Annotated in this window: 21 protein-coding genes; 11 read left to right on the top strand and 10 right to left on the bottom strand. The window is 64.9% G+C overall.

Going from position 1 to position 19,695, the window contains the following annotated elements:
• The 6 genes from B7X65_RS12575 to B7X65_RS12550 all read left to right on the top strand — a co-directional run.
• Nucleotides 1–1,231: MFS transporter (locus B7X65_RS12575; protein WP_293594642.1), on the top strand; the 1,231-nt coding region annotated here is incomplete at its 5' end.
• Nucleotides 1,232–1,500: 269 nt separating this feature from the next.
• Nucleotides 1,501–2,103: a thermostable hemolysin gene (locus B7X65_RS12570; RefSeq protein ID WP_293594641.1), complete on the top strand. Its 603-nt coding sequence runs from the start codon at nucleotides 1,501–1,503 to the stop codon at nucleotides 2,101–2,103.
• Complete coding sequence (locus B7X65_RS12565) at nucleotides 2,100–3,587, top strand: AMP-binding protein (RefSeq protein WP_293594640.1); 1,488 nt, start codon at nucleotides 2,100–2,102, stop codon at nucleotides 3,585–3,587. Before B7X65_RS12570 ends, B7X65_RS12565 begins: the two co-directional genes overlap by 4 nt.
• Nucleotides 3,574–4,239: an iron-containing redox enzyme family protein gene (locus tag B7X65_RS12560; protein ID WP_293594639.1), complete on the top strand. Its 666-nt coding sequence runs from the start codon at nucleotides 3,574–3,576 to the stop codon at nucleotides 4,237–4,239. The genes B7X65_RS12565 and B7X65_RS12560 overlap by 14 nt, the downstream gene beginning before the upstream one ends.
• Entirely contained in the window at nucleotides 4,230–5,024 is a 795-nt protein-coding gene (locus tag B7X65_RS12555; protein WP_293594638.1) for an SDR family oxidoreductase, read from the top strand. The genes B7X65_RS12560 and B7X65_RS12555 overlap by 10 nt, the downstream gene beginning before the upstream one ends.
• Nucleotides 5,021–5,686: a hypothetical protein gene (locus tag B7X65_RS12550; protein WP_293594637.1), complete on the top strand. Its 666-nt coding sequence runs from the start codon at nucleotides 5,021–5,023 to the stop codon at nucleotides 5,684–5,686. Before B7X65_RS12555 ends, B7X65_RS12550 begins: the two co-directional genes overlap by 4 nt.
• 169 nt (nucleotides 5,687–5,855) lie before the next feature.
• Here the strand turns inward: B7X65_RS12550 and B7X65_RS12545 are convergent, their stop codons facing one another.
• From B7X65_RS12545 to B7X65_RS12525, 5 genes are all read right to left on the bottom strand, one after another.
• Complete coding sequence (locus B7X65_RS12545) at nucleotides 5,856–6,512, bottom strand: DUF6064 family protein (RefSeq protein WP_293594636.1); 657 nt, start codon at nucleotides 6,510–6,512, stop codon at nucleotides 5,856–5,858.
• An 86-nt stretch (nucleotides 6,513–6,598) separates the two neighbouring features.
• The gene (locus B7X65_RS12540; protein ID WP_293594635.1) at nucleotides 6,599–7,123 is read right to left on the bottom strand and encodes a HEPN domain-containing protein; all 525 of its coding nucleotides are present in this window, start codon (nucleotides 7,121–7,123) and stop codon (nucleotides 6,599–6,601) included.
• 334 nt (nucleotides 7,124–7,457) lie between these two features.
• Entirely contained in the window at nucleotides 7,458–8,417 is a 960-nt protein-coding gene (locus B7X65_RS12535; protein ID WP_293594634.1) for a tripartite tricarboxylate transporter substrate binding protein, read from the bottom strand.
• A 52-nt stretch (nucleotides 8,418–8,469) separates the two neighbouring features.
• Complete coding sequence (locus B7X65_RS12530) at nucleotides 8,470–8,772, bottom strand: hypothetical protein (protein ID WP_293594633.1); 303 nt, start codon at nucleotides 8,770–8,772, stop codon at nucleotides 8,470–8,472.
• Nucleotides 8,773–8,775: 3 nt separating this feature from the next.
• On the bottom strand, nucleotides 8,776–10,113 hold the full coding sequence (locus tag B7X65_RS12525) for an acyclic terpene utilization AtuA family protein (RefSeq protein ID WP_293594632.1): 1,338 nt from the start codon (nucleotides 10,111–10,113) through the stop codon (nucleotides 8,776–8,778).
• 183 nt (nucleotides 10,114–10,296) lie between these two features.
• Between B7X65_RS12525 and B7X65_RS12520 the strand changes: the two genes are divergently transcribed.
• Nucleotides 10,297–11,247: a LysR family transcriptional regulator gene (locus tag B7X65_RS12520; RefSeq protein ID WP_293594631.1), complete on the top strand. Its 951-nt coding sequence runs from the start codon at nucleotides 10,297–10,299 to the stop codon at nucleotides 11,245–11,247.
• Between the two features lie 144 nt (nucleotides 11,248–11,391).
• On the opposite strand, the gene B7X65_RS12515 is transcribed toward B7X65_RS12520, so the two are convergent.
• The 5 genes from B7X65_RS12515 to B7X65_RS12495 all read right to left on the bottom strand — a co-directional run bounded on the left by B7X65_RS12515 (nucleotide 11,392) and on the right by B7X65_RS12495 (nucleotide 15,049).
• Nucleotides 11,392–11,934: a flavin reductase family protein gene (locus tag B7X65_RS12515; RefSeq protein WP_293594630.1), complete on the bottom strand. Its 543-nt coding sequence runs from the start codon at nucleotides 11,932–11,934 to the stop codon at nucleotides 11,392–11,394.
• 90 nt (nucleotides 11,935–12,024) lie between these two features.
• A complete protein-coding gene (locus B7X65_RS12510) occupies nucleotides 12,025–12,786 on the bottom strand; it encodes an amino acid ABC transporter ATP-binding protein (RefSeq protein ID WP_293594629.1) in 762 nt (253 codons plus the stop codon).
• A 3-nt stretch (nucleotides 12,787–12,789) separates the two neighbouring features.
• A complete protein-coding gene (locus tag B7X65_RS12505) occupies nucleotides 12,790–13,434 on the bottom strand; it encodes an amino acid ABC transporter permease (protein ID WP_293594628.1) in 645 nt (214 codons plus the stop codon).
• Between the two features lie 11 nt (nucleotides 13,435–13,445).
• Complete coding sequence (locus B7X65_RS12500) at nucleotides 13,446–14,108, bottom strand: amino acid ABC transporter permease (RefSeq protein ID WP_293594627.1); 663 nt, start codon at nucleotides 14,106–14,108, stop codon at nucleotides 13,446–13,448.
• Between the two features lie 143 nt (nucleotides 14,109–14,251).
• Nucleotides 14,252–15,049, bottom strand: a complete 798-nt coding sequence (locus B7X65_RS12495) for a transporter substrate-binding domain-containing protein (protein WP_293594626.1) — start codon at nucleotides 15,047–15,049, stop codon at nucleotides 14,252–14,254.
• Between the two features lie 209 nt (nucleotides 15,050–15,258).
• On the opposite strand from B7X65_RS12495, the gene B7X65_RS12490 reads away from it, so the two are divergent.
• From B7X65_RS12490 to B7X65_RS12475, 4 genes are all read left to right on the top strand, one after another.
• A complete protein-coding gene (locus tag B7X65_RS12490) occupies nucleotides 15,259–16,116 on the top strand; it encodes a MurR/RpiR family transcriptional regulator (protein ID WP_293594625.1) in 858 nt (285 codons plus the stop codon).
• Between the two features lie 23 nt (nucleotides 16,117–16,139).
• Nucleotides 16,140–17,372, top strand: coding sequence for a diaminopropionate ammonia-lyase (locus B7X65_RS12485; RefSeq protein WP_293594624.1), 1,233 nt, complete (start codon nucleotides 16,140–16,142; stop codon nucleotides 17,370–17,372).
• Complete coding sequence (locus B7X65_RS12480) at nucleotides 17,369–18,604, top strand: Zn-dependent hydrolase (RefSeq protein ID WP_293594623.1); 1,236 nt, start codon at nucleotides 17,369–17,371, stop codon at nucleotides 18,602–18,604. The genes B7X65_RS12485 and B7X65_RS12480 overlap by 4 nt, the downstream gene beginning before the upstream one ends.
• Before the next feature lie 81 nt (nucleotides 18,605–18,685).
• On the top strand, nucleotides 18,686–19,648 hold the full coding sequence (locus B7X65_RS12475; protein ID WP_293594622.1) for an N-carbamoyl-D-amino-acid hydrolase: 963 nt from the start codon (nucleotides 18,686–18,688) through the stop codon (nucleotides 19,646–19,648).
• Nucleotides 19,649–19,695: the final 47 nt, after the last annotated feature.

The raw sequence follows: 19,695 nt of genomic DNA, 5'->3' as shown, positions 1-19,695 counted from the left end.
GCTGCTGGCCTTCGACCTGGCCGGCGACAACGCGGGTATGGTGCTGGGCACGGCGCTGGCCATCAAGATGATCGCCTACGTTGGCGTGGCGCCGGTTGCTGCGGCATTTGCCGATCGCCTGCCCAGGCGCACCATGCTGGTCACGCTGGATCTGGTTCGGGCGGCTGTGGCGCTGCTGCTGCCTTTTGTCTCCCAGATCTGGGAGGTGTATGTGCTGATTTTCGTGCTGCAGTCGGCGTCAGCCGCCTTCACGCCCACTTTTCAGGCCACCATTCCCGACGTGTTACCAGAGGAAAAGGACTACACCAAGGCCTTGTCGCTCTCACGTCTTGCGTACGACATGGAGAGTCTGGTCAGCCCCATGCTGGCAGCTGCGCTGCTTGCTGTGATCGGGTTTCACGATCTGTTTGCCGGCACGGTAGTGGGCTTCCTCGCCTCGGCGGCGCTGGTGGTGTCGGTGGTGTTGCCGGCGCACCCTGCCCCGCAGCGTCGCGGCATCTACGACCGTACCACGCGCGGGCTGCGCATCTACCTGGCCACACCCCGGTTGCGCGGACTGCTGGCCGTCAATGCGGCCGTGGCTGCGGCAGGCTCCATGGTGTTTGTCAACACGGTGGTGATTGTGCAGGCCGGGTTGGGCCTGACCCAGAGCGCGGTGGCCTTGGCGCTGGCCAGTTTCGGCGCCGGTTCCATGGTGGCTGCGCTGGTTTTGCCACGCCTGTTGGAGAAACTGACCGATCGCAGTGTGATGCTGGGCGGCATCGGGGTGATGGTCGCGGGCCTGTTTGCAGGAACCTTGGTGGTGGAACACGCTTCGCTGATGGCCTTGTGGTTCGTGCTCGGTCTGGGCTACTCCACTGCCCAGACGCCCTCCGGGCGCTTGTTGCGGCGCTCCTCTCACTCGGAGGATCGCCCTGCGTTGTTTGCCGCACAGTTCGCGCTTTCTCACGCATGCTGGCTGTTCTTCTATCCCCTGGCCGGCTGGCTCGGTACCCGCTTTGGGATGACAGCGACGTTCGTGATGCTGGGCTGTGCAGGCGCACTGGCCGTCTGGGTCACCACGATGGTCTGGCCATCTCAGGACCCCGACATCATCGAGCACGAACACCCGGACTTGCCGGCCGGGCACGTGCACACCCAGGGGGCTGTCGACAACGGCGATCGGGGGCGTCATGCGCATGCTTTCGTGGTCGATGACCAGCACCCCCACTGGCCCAGCGCGGGTCGCTGATGTCGGAGCTTGCGGCCTGCCTGGCCGTTTTTCAGCGTTTTTGCCGCCGCCACGGTGCCTGGCCGCCGGATCGAACGCTATATCTTTTATAGCTGCTTGCGCCCGTCAGTCAAGGTCTGGAGCCACTTTCTATCTGAAATGACAAACCCGGGGCGATACCCCCCGTCCGGCACCCGTTCCGAAGCGCCCCCCCCTTTCCCGCCCGGCCTTAAGGCGCATTTAAGGCTTGTATTCCTACACTTTGCTGAACTTATCCCCCAAGGATGCTCATGCAGACTGTGCGACGCAAGGTGTTTGAACCCCGCTCCCGCCCCATCACCGCCACCCATACCGTCGCCGGCTCACCACGCCGGGAGGAAGCGGAAGACTTCATCAGGAGCGTTTTTGCGCGGCGCTACAACGCCCGTACGGCCTCCCTGGCCCCCAACCTCGCGCTGCTGGAGCAGGACGACCGCATCATCGCGGCGGCCGGCTGGCGCGGTGCCAGCACGGACAAGCTGTTTCTCGAGCGTTACCTGGACACCCCGATTGAAGTCGCCATGGCGCAGCTGGCCGGCCAGAACGTCGTGCGCGAACGCATTGTCGAGGTCGGCAACCTTGCGGCGGACAAGCCCGGCGGCAGCATCCACGTCATCCTCACGCTGGGCCGGCACCTGCACCGACTGGGCTTCGAATGGGTGGTGTTCACCGCGACCCAGGAGCTGATAGGAATACTCACCAAGCTGGGCCTGCCCATGCTGGCCCTGGCCAAGGCCGACCCTGCCCGCCTGGGCGACGACGCCGCGGCCTGGGGCACGTATTACGACACCCAGCCCATCGTGGTGGCCGGCCGCATCCAGCTCGGGCTGGACCGCATGAGCCGGCAGGCATGAGCGCCGAACGCCTGCTGGCCGCGCTGGCCGCGCGCGCACCCGATGCCGTGGTGCTGCGCGGCGAGACCGACACCTGGCGCGCCGCCGACGTGCTGGACACCGTGGCCGCACTGGCCATGCGGCTGTCCGGCCACCGCGTGCTGGCCGTGCTGGCCGACAACAGCCCGGCCTGGGTCATGGCCGACCTGGCCGCGCTGCGCACCGGCACCGTGCACCTGCCCCTGCCGACTTTTTTCAGCCCGACGCAAATGGCGCATGTGCTGGAACAGACCGGCACCGACGTGCTGCTGACCGACCAGCCCGAAAGAATCCTGGCGCTGAACCTCGGCTTTGCCGCGGCAGGGCAATGGAGCGGCCTGGTCTGGATGCAGCGGCAATGCCAGGCCATCGCGCTGCCCGCCGGAACCGCCAAGATCTCCTTCACCTCCGGCAGCACCGGCACGCCCAAAGGCGCTTGCCTGAGCGCCGCCGGGCTGATGGCCACCGCCGAGGGCGTGGCTGCGCGGCTGGGCGACCTGCCTATCACGCAGCACATGGCCGTGCTGCCGCTGGCCCTGCTGCTGGAAAACACCGCCGGCATTTACGCGCCCCTGCTGCGCGGTGCCGAGGTTCACTTGCCCGCCCTGCAAACCCTGGGCTGGCGCGGCATGGCCGGCTTCGACCCGGCGGCGCTGCAGCAGTCGGTCATGGCAAACCACCCGCACAGCCTGATCCTGGTGCCCGAACTGCTCAAGGCCTGGACGCTGTTTCTGACAGCTACCGGCCAGCGCGCCCCGGTCGATCTGTCGTTTGTCGCCGTCGGCGGCGCCCGCGTGGACCCGGCCCTGCTGGAGCGCGCCCGCGCACTGGGCATTCCGGCCTACCAGGGTTACGGCCTGACCGAATGCGGCTCGGTCGTCTGTATCAACCGCCCCGGCGATGACGGCCCGGGCGTCGGTCGCCCGCTGCCGCATGTGCGCCTGCGCATAGCGGACAACGAGGTGCACATCGCCAGCCCCGCGTTCCTCGGCTACGTCGGCGACGTGACCACCAGTCAGCCAGCCGGTGCGGAAAACTTCGCGACCGGCGACCTCGGCGAGCTCGATGCCAATGGCCACCTGCTGCTGTCGGGCCGGCGCAAGAACCTGCTGATCACCTCCTTCGGCCGCAACATCTCGCCGGAATGGGTGGAGTCGGTGTTGCTGGCCCAGCCGGCCATTGGTCAGGCGGCAGTCATGGGTGATGCCCGCCCCTGGCTCAGCGCCGTGCTGGTCGCCAGCCCCGGCGCCACGCCGGCCCAGCTGGACGCGGCCGTCGAACAGGCCAACAACACGCTGCCCGACTACGCCCGCGTGGGCGGCTGGATCGCCGGCCCGCCCTTCACGCTGCACAACGGCCAGGCCACCGGCAACGGCAGGCCGCTGCGCAGCGCCATTGCCACCCACCATGCCGTCGCCCTGGCGGCGCTTTACGAAACAAAGGATTCTCAAGATGTCGTTTTATGAGCAACTCACCGCGTCCACCCAAAAAGAGCGCGACCAGCTGCTGACCGTGCCCATCATTGCCGACTGCCTGCAGGGCCGCGTCAAGCTGCCGGACTACCACGCCTTTCTCGGCCAGGCCTACCACCATGTGCGCCACACCACCCCGCTGCTGATGTCCCTGGGCGGACGCCTGCCCGAGCGGCTGGCCTGGCTGCGCCCGGCGGTGGCCGAGTACATCGAAGAAGAGATCGGCCATGAGGAATGGATACTGAACGACATCCGCGCGGCCGGTGGCGACGCCGACGCTGTGCGCAACAGCCGGCCCGAGCTGCCCGCCGAATTGATGGTGGCTTATGCCTACGACCTGGTGAACCGGGGCAACCCCGCGGGCTTTTTCGGCATGGTGTTTGTGCTCGAAGGCACCAGCGTCGCGCTGGCCCTGATGGCTGCCGACCGCATCCAGCAGGGGCTGAAACTGCCGGACGCCGCCTTTTCCTATCTGCGTTCGCACGGCACGCTGGACCAGGAGCACACAAAACATCTGGCTGAACTGCTGGAGCAGATGGCACCGGAAGACCAGCAGGACGTCGTGCGTTATGCCCGCGTGTTTTACCGCCTGTACGGCGACATCTTCCGCGCCCTGTCGCACCCCGAGGCCGCCCCATGCAACTGAACCAGGCGCGCATTCTGCTGACCGGCGCCAGTGGTGGCCTTGGCCGGGACCTCGCGCGCGAACTGGCCGGTGCCGGCGCCGCCGTCCTGCTGGCCGGCCGCGACGCGGTGCGACTGGCCGCCATCAAAGCCGAGCTGGGCGCCAGTGCCGACAGTGTGGTCGCCGACCTCACCACGGCAGAAGGCATCGCCGCAGCAAACGCCGCCGCCCGCGCCTTCGGTGTCAATGTGCTGATCAACAACGCCGGCGTCGGCTCTTTTGGTTTGTTCGACCAGCAGGCCTGGCCCACCGTCGAACAGGTGCTGGCCACCAACCTCGAGGCACCGCTGCGCCTGACGCAGGCCCTGCTGCCGTGGCTGAAGGCGCAGCCGACCGCCGCCATCGTCAACGTCGGCTCCATGTTCGGCAGCCTGCCCTATCCCGGCTTTGCCGCTTATTCCGCCGCCAAGGCGGGCCTGCGCGGTTTTTCGCAGGCGCTGCGCCGCGAACTGGCCGACACCCCGGTGGCTGTCATCCATATCGCGCCGCGCGTCATCGATACGCCGCTCAACACCGAAGCCGTCAACCAGCTCAACCGCGCGCTGAAGAACAACAGCGACAGCAGCCAGGCCGTCGCGCGGCAGATTGTCGCGGCCCTGCGCCACGGCAAGGGAGAACACCATTTCGGTTTTCCGGAACGCCTGTTTGCCTGGCTCAACGGTTTCGCCCCCTCACTGATAGACCGCGGCCTGGCCGGCCAGCTGGCCATCATCAAGCAACACGCCCCCTCTTCTGAACAGCCATGAAAGGCCTTTCCATGCACCCCGTTTCACGCTCCCTCCTCTCTGTCCTCATCCTGCCCCTTCTGCTTTCCTTCGCCGGCTTTGCCGCCGCGGCCACCCCGGAAGAACTGATACGCCCCATCCAGGACCAGTGGGCCGAGATCAAGTACCGCCAGCCTGAAAAACAGCAGGCCGATCTGTACCACGCCCTGGCGCAGCAGGTGCACAAGATTGTTGAAGCCAACCCCGCCAGCGCCGAGGCGCTGATCTGGGAAGGCATCGTGGTCTCCAGCGAAGCCGGCGCCAAGGGCGGCCTGGGCGCGCTGTCGCTGGCCAAGGAGGCCAAGCTGCGCTTCGAGGAAGCGCTGAAGATCAACGACAAGGCGCTCGCCGGTTCAGCCTACACCAGCCTGGCCACCCTGTACGCCCAGGTGCCGGGCTGGCCGGTCGGTTTTGGCAACAAGGACAAGGCCGAAGAGTTGTTCAAGAAGTCGCTGGTCATCAACCCGACCGGCATCGACGCGAACTTCTTCTACGGCGAGTACCTGCTCGGCCGCGACCGCCATGCCGAAGCCCGCACCCACCTGGAAGCCGCACTGAAGGCCCCGCCACGCCCGGGCCGCGAACTGGCCGACAGCGGCCGCAAGCAGGAAATCCAGGCGTTGCTGGCGAAACTGAACAAGTAGATATGCTCTGCTTTTGATAGCTGCTTGCGCACGTCGTGTAAGGGATGGAGGCTTTTTTTATACTAAAAGATGCATGGCTGCACTTGGCGCCACACCGGACGGTGAAGCGGGCGCGGTTGGCGGCTTGCACCGGGACGTGTCCGCTTGCGTGACGGCATAACCCTCAATTTCACAGGCTGACGGACGGGGCCTTACCGACGCGAGCAGGCCAGATAAACAGCCCCGCCGCTGCGACACCGGCTACGAGCAAACCGAGGTCGGGTTTGACGTCCAGGAGGAAGGCGGCCTGACTGCCCACCAGGGACCAAAGAATGGGCACAGCGAGGACTGTGCGCAGGCGCGTGCCCGACGCGAGCGCGAGCACACCGATCGTGAAGATGGTGGTGGGGCACGGCAGACCAAAGGTGGGCAGCTCCGGATACCCATGCCCTGCCAGCGTGGACCAGACGGGATAAACGACGAGTGCGAAGGCGAGCAGGGCTACCCCGAGACCCGTCCGAAAGCTCCTGTCAAAAGCAAACTCGAATCGGCGGCAGATCACGCCATGCCAGGCAAACAGAAGACCTCCGGCGATGGACAGCGCGCCGAACCCGTAGGCCACAGGATTGATGCGCGCGAAAAACGCCAGGTGGTAGGCGGCGCCAAGCCAAACCCAGAGCAAAGCCAGAATGGCTGACACGGCCGCGCCGGACCAGGGGCGCCGAAGCGCAATGAAGACGATGGCGAGCACCGCAAGCAGGACAAGAAGAACCTGTGCCGGCCAGACGGTGCTGTTGTACAGCCGGAAGACGCCAAAAAACTGCTCAATGGTGAAGGGCAGCTGCATGGGGGCTCCTAACGGTTAGCGTTTGAGGTAAGGAGCGCGGAGCCAGCTTGCCGGAGGAGCGTCCCTCTTGATCGATTGGTTGGGCGTCATTTGATCGACACCTTTAGATATCGCCGTAGCGTTCGGAGAGCACGATTATTTCGGCGAAGATCGTTTAGTTTTGTACGACTTCGGCCAGCGAGAATGCGCTTTAATTCCGTGTTGTACTGGAACGGCACTGTGGCCACAAGCTGCGCGTAGATGTGATCGAGGTCGGGAAGAAAAGAGCTGGGAATGCCGATGCCTTTGGTGCCTCGTGGGTATCGTGAAGCAGTAAGGTAGCGTTGGTCGAAGTAGAAGTACTCCGGAATTTCTATATCTTCTGAGTTGGGGACCTTATTCCCCACCATCCGCGCGAGTTTCGCCATAGCATGCCCTGCGGCCTCAGGATCAAATTTCCTGTCCCAGTACACCAACGTTGCTTTAAGCAGTAGTTCAAGCGCCATCACCGCACAATAGGCAGCGGGGCGTAAAAGATCGGACTGATACAAGCGACGGCTTGCGAGGTAGAAATCGGTAGCCCGGTTCTGCCATGCAACGTAGCTAGTTTCGTGGGGTGAGAATGTGGTCATGGCGCCCAATTTTGATGTATCCCGCAAAACCGCAGAATCACATGGCGCCCGGCAAAAAAAATGGCTGAAGTATTTCTAAATTCTTCATACTTTTTAAAGCTTACCCCAGCGACAGGCGCAAGTGAACAGCGCTGTTGAAAACGGCCAAATCGCCGACCGTGCACAGGGCCAGCCCTGAACCCGCTATATCTTTTATAGCTGCTTGTGCCCGTCAGACAATGGCTGGAGGCCGATTACTCCATTCAACCGAGTGCCAGCCCGGCCACATCCACCTCAACCCGCGCTGACCGCGCTCACGCAGCGCAGGCGGGCCGGGGTGTTCCGGTTCGACGATTTATTGCGGCTCGATCTTCGCGTCGCGGATCGCCTTGGCCCACTTGGCGGTTTCCAGCTTGCTGCGCTGGGCCAGGGCTTCTGATGATCCGGGCTCGACCAGGAAGCCGATCGGTGCGAATTTTTCCTGCAGGTCCTTGCTCTGTGCCGCGGCGTTGATGGCCTGGTTCAGTTTGGCAATGATGTCGGGCGGCGTGCCGGCCGGTGCGAACATGGCGAAGTAGGCGATCAGTTCGTAGTCCTTCAGGCCCAGGGCTTCGTTGACCGTCGGCAGTTCAGGCACCGCTGGGGAGCGTTTGCTTGACGTCACCGCGAGGCCGCGGACCTTGCCGCCCTTGACCTGCGGGAGCATGACGGCAAAGTCGGCGGTGAACATCATCACCTGGCCGCCGATGAGGTCGGTCATGGCCGCAGGGCCGCTTTTGTAAGGCACGTTGGTCATCTGGATGCCCACCATGCCGGCCATCATTTCGGACGACACCAGTTGCGAGGTGCTGGCGCTGGCAAAGGTGACCTGGCCCGGTTTGGCCTTGGCGATGTCCACGAATTCGCGGAGGTTTTTGGCCGGCACGTCGTTGTTGACGGCCACGATCAGCGGCACCGACCCCATGTAGCCCAGCGGCGCAAAGGCCGTGTCCTGGTCGTAGGGGAGCTTTTTCATCAGGCTCTTGAGCGCAGCGTTGGTGCTGTTGGTCCCGATCAGGATGGTGTAGCCGTCGGGTGCAGACTTGGCGACAGCATCGGCCCCCAGCATGCCGTTGACCCCGGCCTTGTTCTCGACCACGATGGTCTGCCCCAGCGTTTCCGACATCTTGGCCGCGAAAGCACGCCCGATCTGGTCGGTGGCGCTGCCCGCGGCAAAGGGCACGATGGCCTTGATCGGCTTGTTCGGATACGCCTGGCCGAACGCGGCGAAAGACAAACTGGCCGCAGCCAGGAAAAGAATCGACTTGCACTTCATGTTGATGTCTCCTGTTTAAAAATTGTTGAATATATCCAGCAAACCGTCTAGCTTATTCGATGGCCATGCCGAGAATGGCGGAGCTCAGGCACTTACCATGGGCGTCCAGCGCCAGGGACCGGGTCACACCCCCGCCCAGCGCGTCGTGCAGCACGAAGTTCAGGGCGCCCAGATGCGGCACCACATAACGCTCGACCTCGCCCTTGACGGTGTCCGCGTAATACGCACGCACCCGTTCCGCGGTGACGGCGCGCTCGATCGCCGGGAAGTCCTTGAGGTCGTAGGCGATGACGGAAATGATGGACCGGTTTCCCTTGTCGCCGGTACGGGTGTGGGCAATGTCGCGCAATATCATTTTTCAAATCTCCATCATGGTGACTGAGGTCTGAACCAGATTGCGCGGCACCAGGGTGGACGCCGCGGCGATCACCTCGCGGACCGACTTGGTGACGCCGCCCCCCCCGGCCGGCCCGTTAAGGTACATGGCCTCGACCTCGTTGGCCACCCGCTCGGCCTCTTTCAGGGTCGGAACACGCAGGGCCACACGCGCGCGCACTTCGTAAGGCGTGTGGCCCGCGGACAGGGTCTCGCCATGCATGGCGTTGACCCCGATGAGTTCATAACGGCTGTCGAGCGCATGGATGTCCGAAGTCTCCAGGCGCTGCTTCAGCACGTCCAGCGCCAGCCGGCCCCGCGCCTCGGCGCCCAGGCCGGCATAGGAAATCTGCCCTTCCCCGATGAAACCGTCGCGGTAACCCACGGTCACTTTCAGTGTCGCCGGGCGCTGATGGCCGTTGGCCCCTTCGATACGCACGCGGTCAGGGCCTACCTGGGTCAGCGTGACATTTGAAAAGTCCGCCACCACATCAGGCTGCAGGTAGCTGGCGGGGTTTTCAACTTCATACAGAAGCTGCGCCGCGCAGGTGGCGGTGGTGACGCAGCCGCCCGAACCGGCCACCTTGGTGATGACGGCGCTCCCGTCGGCCGACACTTCCGCCAGCGGAAAACCCAGGTTGGCGAGGTCGGGCACATCGCGGTAACCAGGGTCGGCAAAATACCCGCCGGTGACCTGCCCGGCACATTCCAGAAGATGGCCCACCACCGTGCCCTGACCCATCTTCTGCCAGTCCGACATGGACCAGTCGAACGCATGGATGAGCGGCGCAAGAAACAGGGCCGGGTCGGCAACACGCCCGGTGATGACCACGTCCGCGCCCAGACGAAGCGCCCGCACCAGCGCCTCGGCGCCGAGATAAGCATTCGCCGACAACACAGCGCTGCCCAGGGACTGCAGCGGTGCACCGCTTTCCAGCAGGGTCAGGTCCTGGTCCTGCAGGCCGGGCAACACGTCGTCGCCCTGCACCACCGCCACCTTCAGGCGGTCCAGCCCCAACTCGCGCGCGATGCGGATGACTTCCTGACCGGCCGCCTGCGGGTTGGCGGCGCCCATGTTGGTGATGATTTTCACGCCCCTGCCAGCGCAGGCCAGCAGCACCGCCTCCATGCGGTCCCGCAGCAGCGGGTCGAAGCCCAGACGCGCGTCCTTGCTGCGCTCGAGCTGGGCCAGGGCGATGGTGCGCTCGGCCAGGCACTCGAACACCAGGTAGTCGAGGTCGCCCTTTTCCGCCAGCTCCACGGCGGGGGGAATGCGGTCGCCCGAGTAGCCGGCGCCGGCGCCGATGCGGATGATCTTCATGAAGGGGCTTTCACAGGGAACGCGATGTTGAAGCAAGGAGTGACGGGGCACACCAGACGGACTATGGAGCAAGCCGGACCGCCTGTGAATTCGAAATTCCGGATGAGACTCAAAGGAAAACCGGATCAATCCGGATCCATCGGCCCGGCGGGCCGAGGACATCCTTGGGTATCATCCGCACGGATGAACCTGTCCACACGCCAACTGCGTGCTTTCCTGGCACTGGCGGACCTGCGCAGCTTCACACGCGCCGCCGAGCAGATGCATTTGTCCCAGCCCGCCTTCAGCTCCCTGATTCGTTCGCTGGAAGACACGCTGGCCGCCAGGCTGTTTGACCGCGACACGCGCAAAGTCGACCTGACCGCAGCCGGCCGGCGCTTTGAACGCGCCGCGCGCGAGGTGGTGTCGCACTTCGACAATGTCATGGGCGCGGTCTGCCGCGACCTCAGCATCGTGGACCGCGTGGCGGTGGCCGGCATCCCCTCGCTGTGCGCCCGCTTCCTGCCGGTGGTGGTGGCCGACTACCGGCGCAAACACCCGGCCATCGACATCGAGGTGATCGATGCGCTGCCCCAACCCTGTGTGGACCTGGTGCGGGAAGGCAAGGTGGACCTGGCCCTGTCCACCATCGACGCGAAAGATGCCGACATCCACAAGGAACTGCTGTGCCTGGACCGCTTCTACGTCGTCTGCCGGAAAGACCATGTGCTCGCCGGCAAGGCGGCCATCACGATTGAAGAGCTGGTGCAGTTCCCGTTCATTCACTTCACAACGACCACCCGCCTGCGCCACCAGATCGATGCGGCCTTGCGACCGCACAAGCCCAACACGGTGATGGAGGTCGAGCGCTTGGAGGCGGTGCGCGGCCTGGTGGAAAGCGGGGTCGGCATCAGCCTGGTGCCCAGCCTGACGCTGTCGCACTTCAGCAGCAGCCAGCTCGCCATCAAGCAGCTGGCCGCACCCGGCATTGTTCGCGAGGTGTTTCTGCTGCGGGCGCAGGGACGCACGCCCTCCGCCGCGGCCGATGCCCTGGCCGAACCGATCCGGCGGCAGATGCAGTCGCTGCTGCAGCCTGGCAGCCTTGAACTCGATCATGAAAAGCTGGCTGCCCTGATGCCGGACCTGAAGGACTAGGCCCACTGCCTCTTTCTTGAGCAAGCCCGGCAGAACCAGCACTGGCGCGGCATTTCGGGGTTGTTCACCCCCTTATCCACAGCCTAGGCAACAGGGCGTGGGGGTAACTTCCGGTGGGTGGTCGCCGAAACCGGCCATCAAACGCTAAACGCCGTCGGGGAGCCTGGAGGCCATCATCTTCCTGCGGTCCAGCTTGCGCCCGTCCACCATGAAGCTTCCGTCGCCCACGGCATGAACCATGCGCTTCTCCTTGCGCGTGGTATCGACCCAGGCGGCCACCGCCTCCAGCACGACGATGTTGTGCTTTTTGACGATGTCGATGACCGTGCATTCGATGTTGGCGAGGCACTCTTTGATCAGGGGCGCCCTGACGACTTTTCCCGGCACAGGGGTGAGCTTGAACTGGCCAAACTTGTCGGTGTCTTTCCCGGAGCAGGTCCCTATGCCGACCACCTTGTCCAGCATGTCCACCGTGGGAATGGCAATGACGCACTCCCTGCTTTTCCGCAAGGCCGCGTAAGAGTGATTCCATGGTCCCGTGGTGATGGCAAACACCGGCGTGAAATCCATCACCATGGTCCAGGAGATCGTCATGATGTTGTCTTTCTTCCCGTCATGGGTCGTCACCAGCACCACAGGCCCTGGTTCGATCAGGGTGAAGGCCTTGTTCAGGTCCAGCTCACGCATGACAACACCTCTCGATATTCGGATGGCAGGGCCTGAACTGTAGTCCAGCGCAAGACCATGGGACGCCGCCGTCCGTGCCGAGCCTGGGGTTCAGTCGTTCAGGACAGCCAGAAACTGCCGCAGCTCGGGCGTCTGGGGGCGGTTGAAAATTTCGTCCGGTGTGCCCGCTTCGTGAATCAGCCCCTGGTGCATGAACACCACGCGGTCGCTCACCTTGCGGGCAAAGGCCATTTCATGGGTGACCAGGATCAGCGTCATGCCCTCGTTGGCCAGCATTTCCACCACCTGCAGCACCTCGCCCACCAGTTCCGGGTCCAGGGCGGAGGTGATCTCGTCGCACAGCAGCACCGTGGGGTCCATGGCCAGCGCGCGGGCAATGGCCACGCGCTGCTGCTGTCCGCCCGAGAGTTGATCGGGCATGCGGTCAAACAGGCTGCCCAGTCCCACGCGCTCCAGCAGCGCCTGGGCACGCGTGCGCGCCTCTTCCTTCGGCAAGCCCTTGACCAGCGTAGGCGCCAGCATCACGTTGCGCCCGGCGCTCAGGTGGGGGAAGAGGTTGAAGCTCTGGAAAATCATGCCGACCTGCTGGCGCAGCTCGCGCATGGCGTTGGTATCGCCATGTTGCAGGGCCTGGCCATCCACGGCCAGGCTGCCGCGCTCGAAGGTCTCCAGCCCGTTGATGCAACGCAGCAAGGTGCTCTTGCCCGAGCCGCTCTTGCCGATGATGCAGACCACTTCCTTGCGCCCGACCTGCAGGTCGATGCCCTTGAGCACTTCGGTGGCGCCAAAACTCTTGTGCAGGCCACGGATGTCGACCAGCGCAAACGGGGGGGTGGATGATGGTTGGGTCATAAATCAGGCCAGGCGGCGGTTTTCCAGCCGCTGGCTCCACCACGACAGCGGGTAACACAGGGCAAAGTACAGGAGGCCCACAAAGGTGTAGGCCAGAAAGGGTTGGTAGGTGGCGTTGGAGATCATCTGGCCGGCCTTGGTCAGCTCGACAAAACCGATGACCGAGGCCAGCGCCGTGCCCTTGATGATCTGCACCAGAAAGCCCACCGTGGGCGCAATGGCCACACGCAGCGCCTGCGGCAGGATCACATGGCGCATCTGCTGCGTGAAGTTCAGCGCCAGGGTGGTGGAGGCTTCCCACTGGCCTTTCGGGATGGCGTTGACACAACCGCGCCAGATTTCCGTCAGGTAGGCGCTCGCATACAGGGTGAGGCAAATCGCCGCCGACACCAGCGGCGAGGTGTCCATGCCCAGCAGGGCCAGGCCGAAGTACACCAGAAACAGCTGCATCAGCAGCGGTGTGCCCTGAAAAATCTGCACATACCAGGCCACCGCCGTGGCCGCACCGCGCACCCTGGCAAACCGCAGCAACAGCAGGCCCAAACCGACCAACCCGCCACCGACAAAGGCAATCAGCGAGAGCGCCACCGTCCAGCGCGCGGCGCCCAGCAGAAAGCTGAAGATGTCCCAGAGAGAAAACTGAACCATGGTGGCTCCCGTTAACGACTGGAAAAGATGAAGCGCGGCCCCACCCAGTACAGCAACTGCCGCACGCCAATCGCCAGCAGCAGGTAGATCGCGGTGACGATGATGTAAGACTCAAAACTGCGGAAAGTCCGGCTGGAAATCAGGTTGGCCGCCTGCGAGAGTTCTTCCGCCGAGATCTGCCCGCACACCGCCGACCCCAGCATCACGATGATGATCTGGCTCACCAGCGCGGGCCAGATGCGCGCCAGTGCCGGCGGCAACACCACGCGCGAGAAAACCTGCCAGGGCGTCAGCGCCAGGCTCATGGCGGCTTCCAGCTGCCCCCTGGGTGTGGTCTGCAGGCCGGCGCGCACGATCTCGCACGAATAGGCGCCCAGGTTGAGCACCATGGCCAGCACACACGCCACCTCGACCGACAGCCGCAGTCCCAGCGAGGGCAGTCCGAAAAAAATGAAAAACAGCTGGATGATGAAGGGCGTGTTGCGCATCAGTTCCACATAGGCACCCACCCCCCGTTTCAGGAACGTGCCGCCATGCAGCCGGGCCCAGGCACACGCCGTGCCCACCACGACACCCAGCACCGCCGAAACGGCGGTGAGCGCCACCGTCAGGCCCAACCCGCGCAGCAGCATGGGCCACTGGGCCAGCACGGTGAGAAAGTTGAATTCAATCATGATGAGTCAGGAATGCTGCCGAAGTGATGCCCCGCTCCGTTCGGGCTGAGCTTGTCGAAGCCTGTCCTGAACTGGACGAAGGGCCCTTCGACAGGCTCAGGGCGAACGGATGTTGAGTAAAGGTTTGGAAGCGCTCAACAACCTTAATCAGGCAACACGCCGGTGCCGCGGCCCAGCCATTTTTGCGAATACTGCTCCAGCGTGCCATCCGCCTTGGCGGCGCGCAGGATCTCGTTGACCTTGTTCAGCAACGCGGTTTCACCCTTGCGCACGCCGATGAAGTTGGGCGAGTCTTTCAGCAGCAGCTTGTACTCGGCCTGCACCTGGGGGTTCTTCTGCACGGCAGCCGCGGCCACGGCGGCGCCGGTGGCCAGCAACTGGGTTTGCTGCGAGATGAAGGCGGCCACGGTGGTGGAGTCGTCCTCGAAGCGCTGGATTTTCAGCGTGGGCGGGGCCACTTTCTGCAGCACGTCGTCCTGGATGGTGCCGCGGGTCACGGCAATGCTCTTGCCGGCCAGGTCGTCAAAACTCTTGATGCTCAGCGCCTTGGGGCCGAACACGGCCTGGAAGAACGGGGCGTAGGCCACGGTGAAGTCGATCACTTTCTCGCGCTCGGGGTTCTTGCCCAGGGCCGAGACGATCAGGTCGATCTTCTTGGTCTGCAGATAGGGAATGCGGTTGGGTGTGCTGACCGGCACAAACTCGGCCTTCACACCCAGCTTGTCGGCGATCAGCTGCGCTGTGGCCACGTCCACGCCGGTGAGTTTGAAGTCCGGGCCCATGTAGCCGTAAGGCGGAAAGTCGGAGGCGACGCCCAGGGCAATCGATTTCTTGGCCAGCACGGCCGAGAGGGATTCATCGGCCGCGTGGGCCGGCGCGGCCACGGCCAGGACGGCGCTGGCAACCAGGCCAGCCAGGGTGGAGAGTGCTTTGAATTTCATGGAAGGGTTCCTGTGAAGATGAGGGGGAGACACCAACTCTTTCGCAAAATGTGTGCCACCTGTTTTGCATGGCATTGCCCTTGCAAACAGATGACGGACAATATGAAATATGTGTTTCTCGAACATAAATTCATGAAAAATATGTTTCATAGTGGTGCGCATGCTCTCTTTTGGGCGTATCCGCACCAAAACCTCTCAGCCGCCCTGCCATGACCAAGTCCAAAACCATCACCCTGCGCGAACGGATTCAGGTTCAGTACGCTGCGCTGTCCCTGGTCGACCGCAAACTGGCCGACGTGGTGCTGGCCCGTGAAAAAGACCTGCTGGCCTACAGCGCCACCGAGCTGGCGGCGCTGGCCGGTGTCTCCAAGGCCAGCACGGCGCGTTTTTTCAAGCGCCTGGGCTTTGCCGACTTCCAGGCCTTCCGGCAGCACCAGCGCAATGGCACACCCCAGCCCTCGCCGCTGCACCGCATGGCGCAGCAGGGCACCAGCGCCAGCCCGCTGCAACACCACCTGGCGCAAGACGCCCGGCAGTTGCAGGCCCTGGCCGACAGCGTGACCGACCAGGGCGTGCAGCAGGCAGCCAGGCTGTTGGCAGGCGCGCGCCGCGTCTGGGTGGTGGGTTACCGCAACGGCTACATGGCGGCGTCTTATGCGCGGGCGCTGCTGTCGCAGATGCGCGCCGAGGTCCATCTGCTCAACGAGGGCGCCGGTGAAGAGGCTGAACTGCTGGCGGAAATCCAGCCAAATGACGTGCTGCTGGCCATGGACTTTCGCCGCCGCACCCACCGCCTGTCCCAGGTGGTGGGCATCGCCTGTGATGCCGGTGCCGCACTGGTGCTGGTCAGCGATGCCCGCGTGTCGGCGCTGGCAGCGCGGGCGCAGGCCCTGTTCATCTGCCCGCCGCTGGACGAGCCGATTTTTGACTCCTATGTGAGCGCCATCAGCCTCATCAACTACCTGGCCACCGCCACCCTGGCCCAGTTGCCCAAAAAGGCACGCACGCGCATGGCCGCCATCGAACAGGTCCATGCGCAACTGGCCGACCTCGAACCTCCTCTCTGATCCTCTCTGAACCATCCCACCTCATGAACGCCTTCACCCAACACCCTTTCACGCTGCTGCCCAATCCCCGCTTTGAACCCGGCGAGCCCTATGGTGCGCACCGCAGCACCCTGCTCAGCACGGCGGCCCTGGAGCAAGCCAGCGCCGTCATCACCTCCTGGTCCGGCTACGCGGTCACGCCCTTGTGTTCCCTGTCCAGCCTCGCCCAATCCGCAGGCGTGGCCAGCGTCCACTACAAGGACGAAGGCTCGCGCTTTGGTCTGGGCAGCTTCAAGGCGCTGGGCGGGGCCTACGCCGTGGCGCGCCTGCTGTGCCGCGAACTCGGCCAGCGCCTGGGCCGCAGTGTCAGCCACACGCAGTTGCAAAGCGAGCCCGCGCTGCGCCAGGCCTGTGCCGACATCACCGTCACCTGCGCCACCGACGGCAACCACGGCCGCTCGGTTGCCTGGGGCGCGCAGATGCTGGGCTGCCGCTGTGTCATCTACATCCATGCCACTGTCAGCGAGGGGCGCAAAGCAGCGATTGCCCGCTACGGCGCGCAGGTGGTGCGCACCAGCGGCAATTACGACGATGCGGTGCAACAGGCCGACCGCGATGCCAGGGCCAATGGCTGGTTTGTGATCTCCGACACCTCCTACCCCGGCTACATGGACATTCCGCGCGACGTGATGCAGGGCTACCAGCTCATGGTGCACGAGGCCGTCAGCGCCCTGCCGCAGTGGCCCACCCACGTCTTCGTTCAGGCGGGCGTGGGTGGTTTTGCGGCGGCCGTGTGTGCGTATTTCTGGGAGCGCGACACCGCGCAGCGCCCGGTGTTTGTGGTGGTGGAACCCGAACGTGCCGACTGCCTGCTGCAAAGCGCGCGTGCCGGCGCCGTGGTGGCAGTCAAGGGCGATCTGGACACCTTGATGGCCGGCCTGGCCTGCGGCGAGGTCTCCCTGCTGGCCTGGGACTTCCTGGCTACCGGCGCCAATGCGTTTTGCACCATCCCCGATGCCGCCGCTGTCGATGTCATGCGCCTGCTGGCCAGCCCGCAGACGGGTGACCCGGTCATCGTCGCCGGTGAGTCTGCCGTGGCGGGCCTGGCCGCTGCGCTGCTCGCCGCGCAAGACCTCGCCGCCCGCGCAACGCTGGGCCTGGGGCCGGACAGCCGCGTGTTGCTGTTCGGCAGCGAGAGCGACACCGACCCCGCCCTGTACCAGCAACTGGTGGGCCGCAGCGCCGCCCAGGTGCTGCAGGACGGAGCGGCCGCATGAGCGCCCCACAGATCAACGGCCCGCGCCTGCTGGAGAGCCTGCAGGCGCTGGGGCAGATCGGCGCGCTGCCCGGTGGCGGCGTGAATCGCCTGGCCTTGACCGATGCCGACCGCGCGGGCCGCGACTGGACGGCGGCGCGCATGCGTGCGCTGGGCATGCGCGTGGAGGTGGATGCGATTGGCAACATCATTGCCACCTTCCCCGGCACCGAGGATGGCCCCCCGGTGATGATGGGCTCACACATCGACACGGTGCGCACCGGCGGCTTGTACGACGGCAACTACGGTGTGCTGGCCGGTCTGGAAGTGGTGGCCACGTTGCGCGAGGCTGGCCTGCCAACCCGCCGACCGCTGGCCGTGGCCGTGTTCACCAACGAGGAAGGCGCGCGTTTCCAGCCCGACATGATGGGCAGCCTGGTCTACGTGGGTGGCCAGCCGCTGCAGGAGGCGCTGGCCACCTGTGATGCCGATGGCGTGTCGGTGCAGGCCGAGCTGCAGCGCATCGGTTACCAGGGCACGGCCCCGGTGGGTATGCCGGTGGTGGACAGCTTTGTGGAGCTGCACATCGAACAAGGCCCGGTGCTGGAACAGATGGGCTTGCAGATCGGCGTGGTCGAAGGTGTGCAAGGCATCTCGTGGACCGAGTTCACGGTGGAAGGCCAGTCCAACCACGCCGGCACCACCCCCATGGCCCTGCGCCACGACGCCGCGCTGGTGGCTGCGCAAGTGGCGGTGTTCGTGCGTGAACTGAGTAGACGCATGGGCGGCCGCCAGCTGGCCACCGTAGGCGCGCTGCGGCTCAGCCCGAACCTGGTCAACGTCATCGCGCAAAAAGCCGTGTTCACCGTGGACCTGCGCAACACCGACAGCGCCGCGCTGGCACGGGCCGAAACGGACCTGCATGCCTATGTACAACAAGTGGCCGAGGCCGAAGGCGTGCGCATCAGCTCGCGCGCACTGGCCCGTTTTGAGCCGGTGGACTTCGACCCCGCGGTGGTCAACCTGGTGGAGCAGCAGGCGCAGGCCCTGGGCTGCCGCCACCAGCGCATGCCCAGCGGCGCCGGGCACGACGCGCAGATGCTGGCCCGCATTTGCCCCAGCGCCATGATTTTTGTGCCCAGCGCGGGCGGCCTGAGCCACAACGTGCGCGAGCACACCGAACCTGCCGACCTGCAGCGCGGCGCACAGCTGCTGCTGCAAGTGGTGCTGGCGCTGGCCAATCGCCCCGCATGATGCCGGCAACCATGCCCTCCTCCCTCCGTTCGGGCTGAGCCTGTCGAAGCCTGCCTTCCATCAACTTTTACCTGTCCACTTATGCCACGCCATCTCAACGTCGCCCTCGGCCAGCTCGGCCCCATCCAGCGCGCCGACTCGCGCTCCCAGGTGGTGGCCCGCCTGTGTGATCTCATGCGCCAGGCCCACGCCGTGGGCGCGCAGCTCATTGTGTTTCCCGAACTGGCACTGACCACGTTTTTCCCGCGCTGGTACATCGAGGACGAGGCCGAGATCAACAGCTTCTTCGAGCAGTCCATGCCCAACGCCGCCACGCAGCCGCTGTTCGACCTGTCGCGCCAACTCGGTGTGGGCTTCTACCTGGGTTACGCCGAGCTGGCGCAGGAGGCCACCGGTGCGGTGCGCTACAACACCTCCATCCTGGTGGACCGCAGCGGCCACATCGTGGCCAAGTACCGCAAGGTGCACCTGCCGGGCCACAAGGAGCACGAACCCTGGCGGCGCTTCCAGCACCTGGAAAAGCGCTACTTCACCCCCGGCCCCGGCTGGGGCGTGACGCAGGCCTTTGGCGGCGTTTTGGGCATGGCCCTGTGCAACGACAGGCGCTGGGCCGAGACCTACCGCGTGATGGGCCTGCAAGGTGTGGAGATGGTGCTGATCGGCTACAACACCCCGGTGCACAACGCGCCGGCGCCGGCGCATGACGACCTGTCGCTGTTCCAGAACCAGCTGTCCATGCAAGCCGGCGCCTACCAGAACGGCACCTGGGTGGTGGGCGTGGCCAAGGCCGGTCTGGAAGAAGGCGTGGACAGCATAGGCGGCAGCTGCATCGTCGCCCCGTCCGGCGAGGTGGTGGCGCGCTGCCTGACCAAAGACGACGAAATGGCCATCGCCCGCTGCGACCTGGACTTTTGCGCCGTCTACAAACGCACCACCTTCAACTTCGACCTGCACCGCCAGCCGCACGCCTACGGCCTGATCGTAGAGCGCAAGGGCGAAACGCTGGCCGCCGACGGCTCACCGCTGCACCTGCCTGTTTCTTGAGCATGCCCGGCATCGCCAGCACTGGCGCGGCATTTCCGGGTTGTTCA

The organism is Polaromonas sp. 39-63-25, from assembly GCF_002278925.1.
Classification (GTDB): domain Bacteria; phylum Pseudomonadota; class Gammaproteobacteria; order Burkholderiales; family Burkholderiaceae_C; genus Polaromonas.
Note: the sequence above shows the minus strand (reverse complement) of the source record. Positions and strands in the feature narration are given on the sequence as shown.

Bases quoted from the DNA above. Each gene is read 5' to 3' on its own strand.
- B7X65_RS12540 (WP_293594635.1), bottom strand. From the start codon at position 7,123: ATGACCACATTCTCACCCCACGAAACTAGCTACGTTGCATGGCAGAAC.
- B7X65_RS12485 (WP_293594624.1), top strand. From the start codon at position 16,140: ATGAACGCCTTCACCCAACACCCTTTCACGCTGCTGCCCAATCCCCGC.
- B7X65_RS12475 (WP_293594622.1), top strand. From the start codon at position 18,686: ATGCCACGCCATCTCAACGTCGCCCTCGGCCAGCTCGGCCCCATCCAG.
- B7X65_RS12535 (WP_293594634.1), bottom strand. From the start codon at position 8,417: ATGAAGTGCAAGTCGATTCTTTTCCTGGCTGCGGCCAGTTTGTCTTTC.
- B7X65_RS12545 (WP_293594636.1), bottom strand. From the start codon at position 6,512: ATGCAGCTGCCCTTCACCATTGAGCAGTTTTTTGGCGTCTTCCGGCTG.
- B7X65_RS12515 (WP_293594630.1), bottom strand. From the start codon at position 11,934: ATGCGTGAGCTGGACCTGAACAAGGCCTTCACCCTGATCGAACCAGGG.
- B7X65_RS12555 (WP_293594638.1), top strand. From the start codon at position 4,230: ATGCAACTGAACCAGGCGCGCATTCTGCTGACCGGCGCCAGTGGTGGC.
- B7X65_RS12495 (WP_293594626.1), bottom strand. From the start codon at position 15,049: ATGAAATTCAAAGCACTCTCCACCCTGGCTGGCCTGGTTGCCAGCGCC.
- B7X65_RS12530 (WP_293594633.1), bottom strand. From the start codon at position 8,772: ATGATATTGCGCGACATTGCCCACACCCGTACCGGCGACAAGGGAAAC.
- B7X65_RS12505 (WP_293594628.1), bottom strand. From the start codon at position 13,434: ATGGTTCAGTTTTCTCTCTGGGACATCTTCAGCTTTCTGCTGGGCGCC.
- B7X65_RS12525 (WP_293594632.1), bottom strand. From the start codon at position 10,113: ATGAAGATCATCCGCATCGGCGCCGGCGCCGGCTACTCGGGCGACCGC.
- B7X65_RS12480 (WP_293594623.1), top strand. From the start codon at position 17,369: ATGAGCGCCCCACAGATCAACGGCCCGCGCCTGCTGGAGAGCCTGCAG.
- B7X65_RS12520 (WP_293594631.1), top strand. From the start codon at position 10,297: ATGAACCTGTCCACACGCCAACTGCGTGCTTTCCTGGCACTGGCGGAC.
- B7X65_RS12500 (WP_293594627.1), bottom strand. From the start codon at position 14,108: ATGATTGAATTCAACTTTCTCACCGTGCTGGCCCAGTGGCCCATGCTG.
- B7X65_RS12550 (WP_293594637.1), top strand. From the start codon at position 5,021: ATGAAAGGCCTTTCCATGCACCCCGTTTCACGCTCCCTCCTCTCTGTC.
- B7X65_RS12510 (WP_293594629.1), bottom strand. From the start codon at position 12,786: ATGACCCAACCATCATCCACCCCCCCGTTTGCGCTGGTCGACATCCGT.
- B7X65_RS12560 (WP_293594639.1), top strand. From the start codon at position 3,574: ATGTCGTTTTATGAGCAACTCACCGCGTCCACCCAAAAAGAGCGCGAC.
- B7X65_RS12490 (WP_293594625.1), top strand. From the start codon at position 15,259: ATGACCAAGTCCAAAACCATCACCCTGCGCGAACGGATTCAGGTTCAG.
- B7X65_RS12565 (WP_293594640.1), top strand. From the start codon at position 2,100: ATGAGCGCCGAACGCCTGCTGGCCGCGCTGGCCGCGCGCGCACCCGAT.
- B7X65_RS12570 (WP_293594641.1), top strand. From the start codon at position 1,501: ATGCAGACTGTGCGACGCAAGGTGTTTGAACCCCGCTCCCGCCCCATC.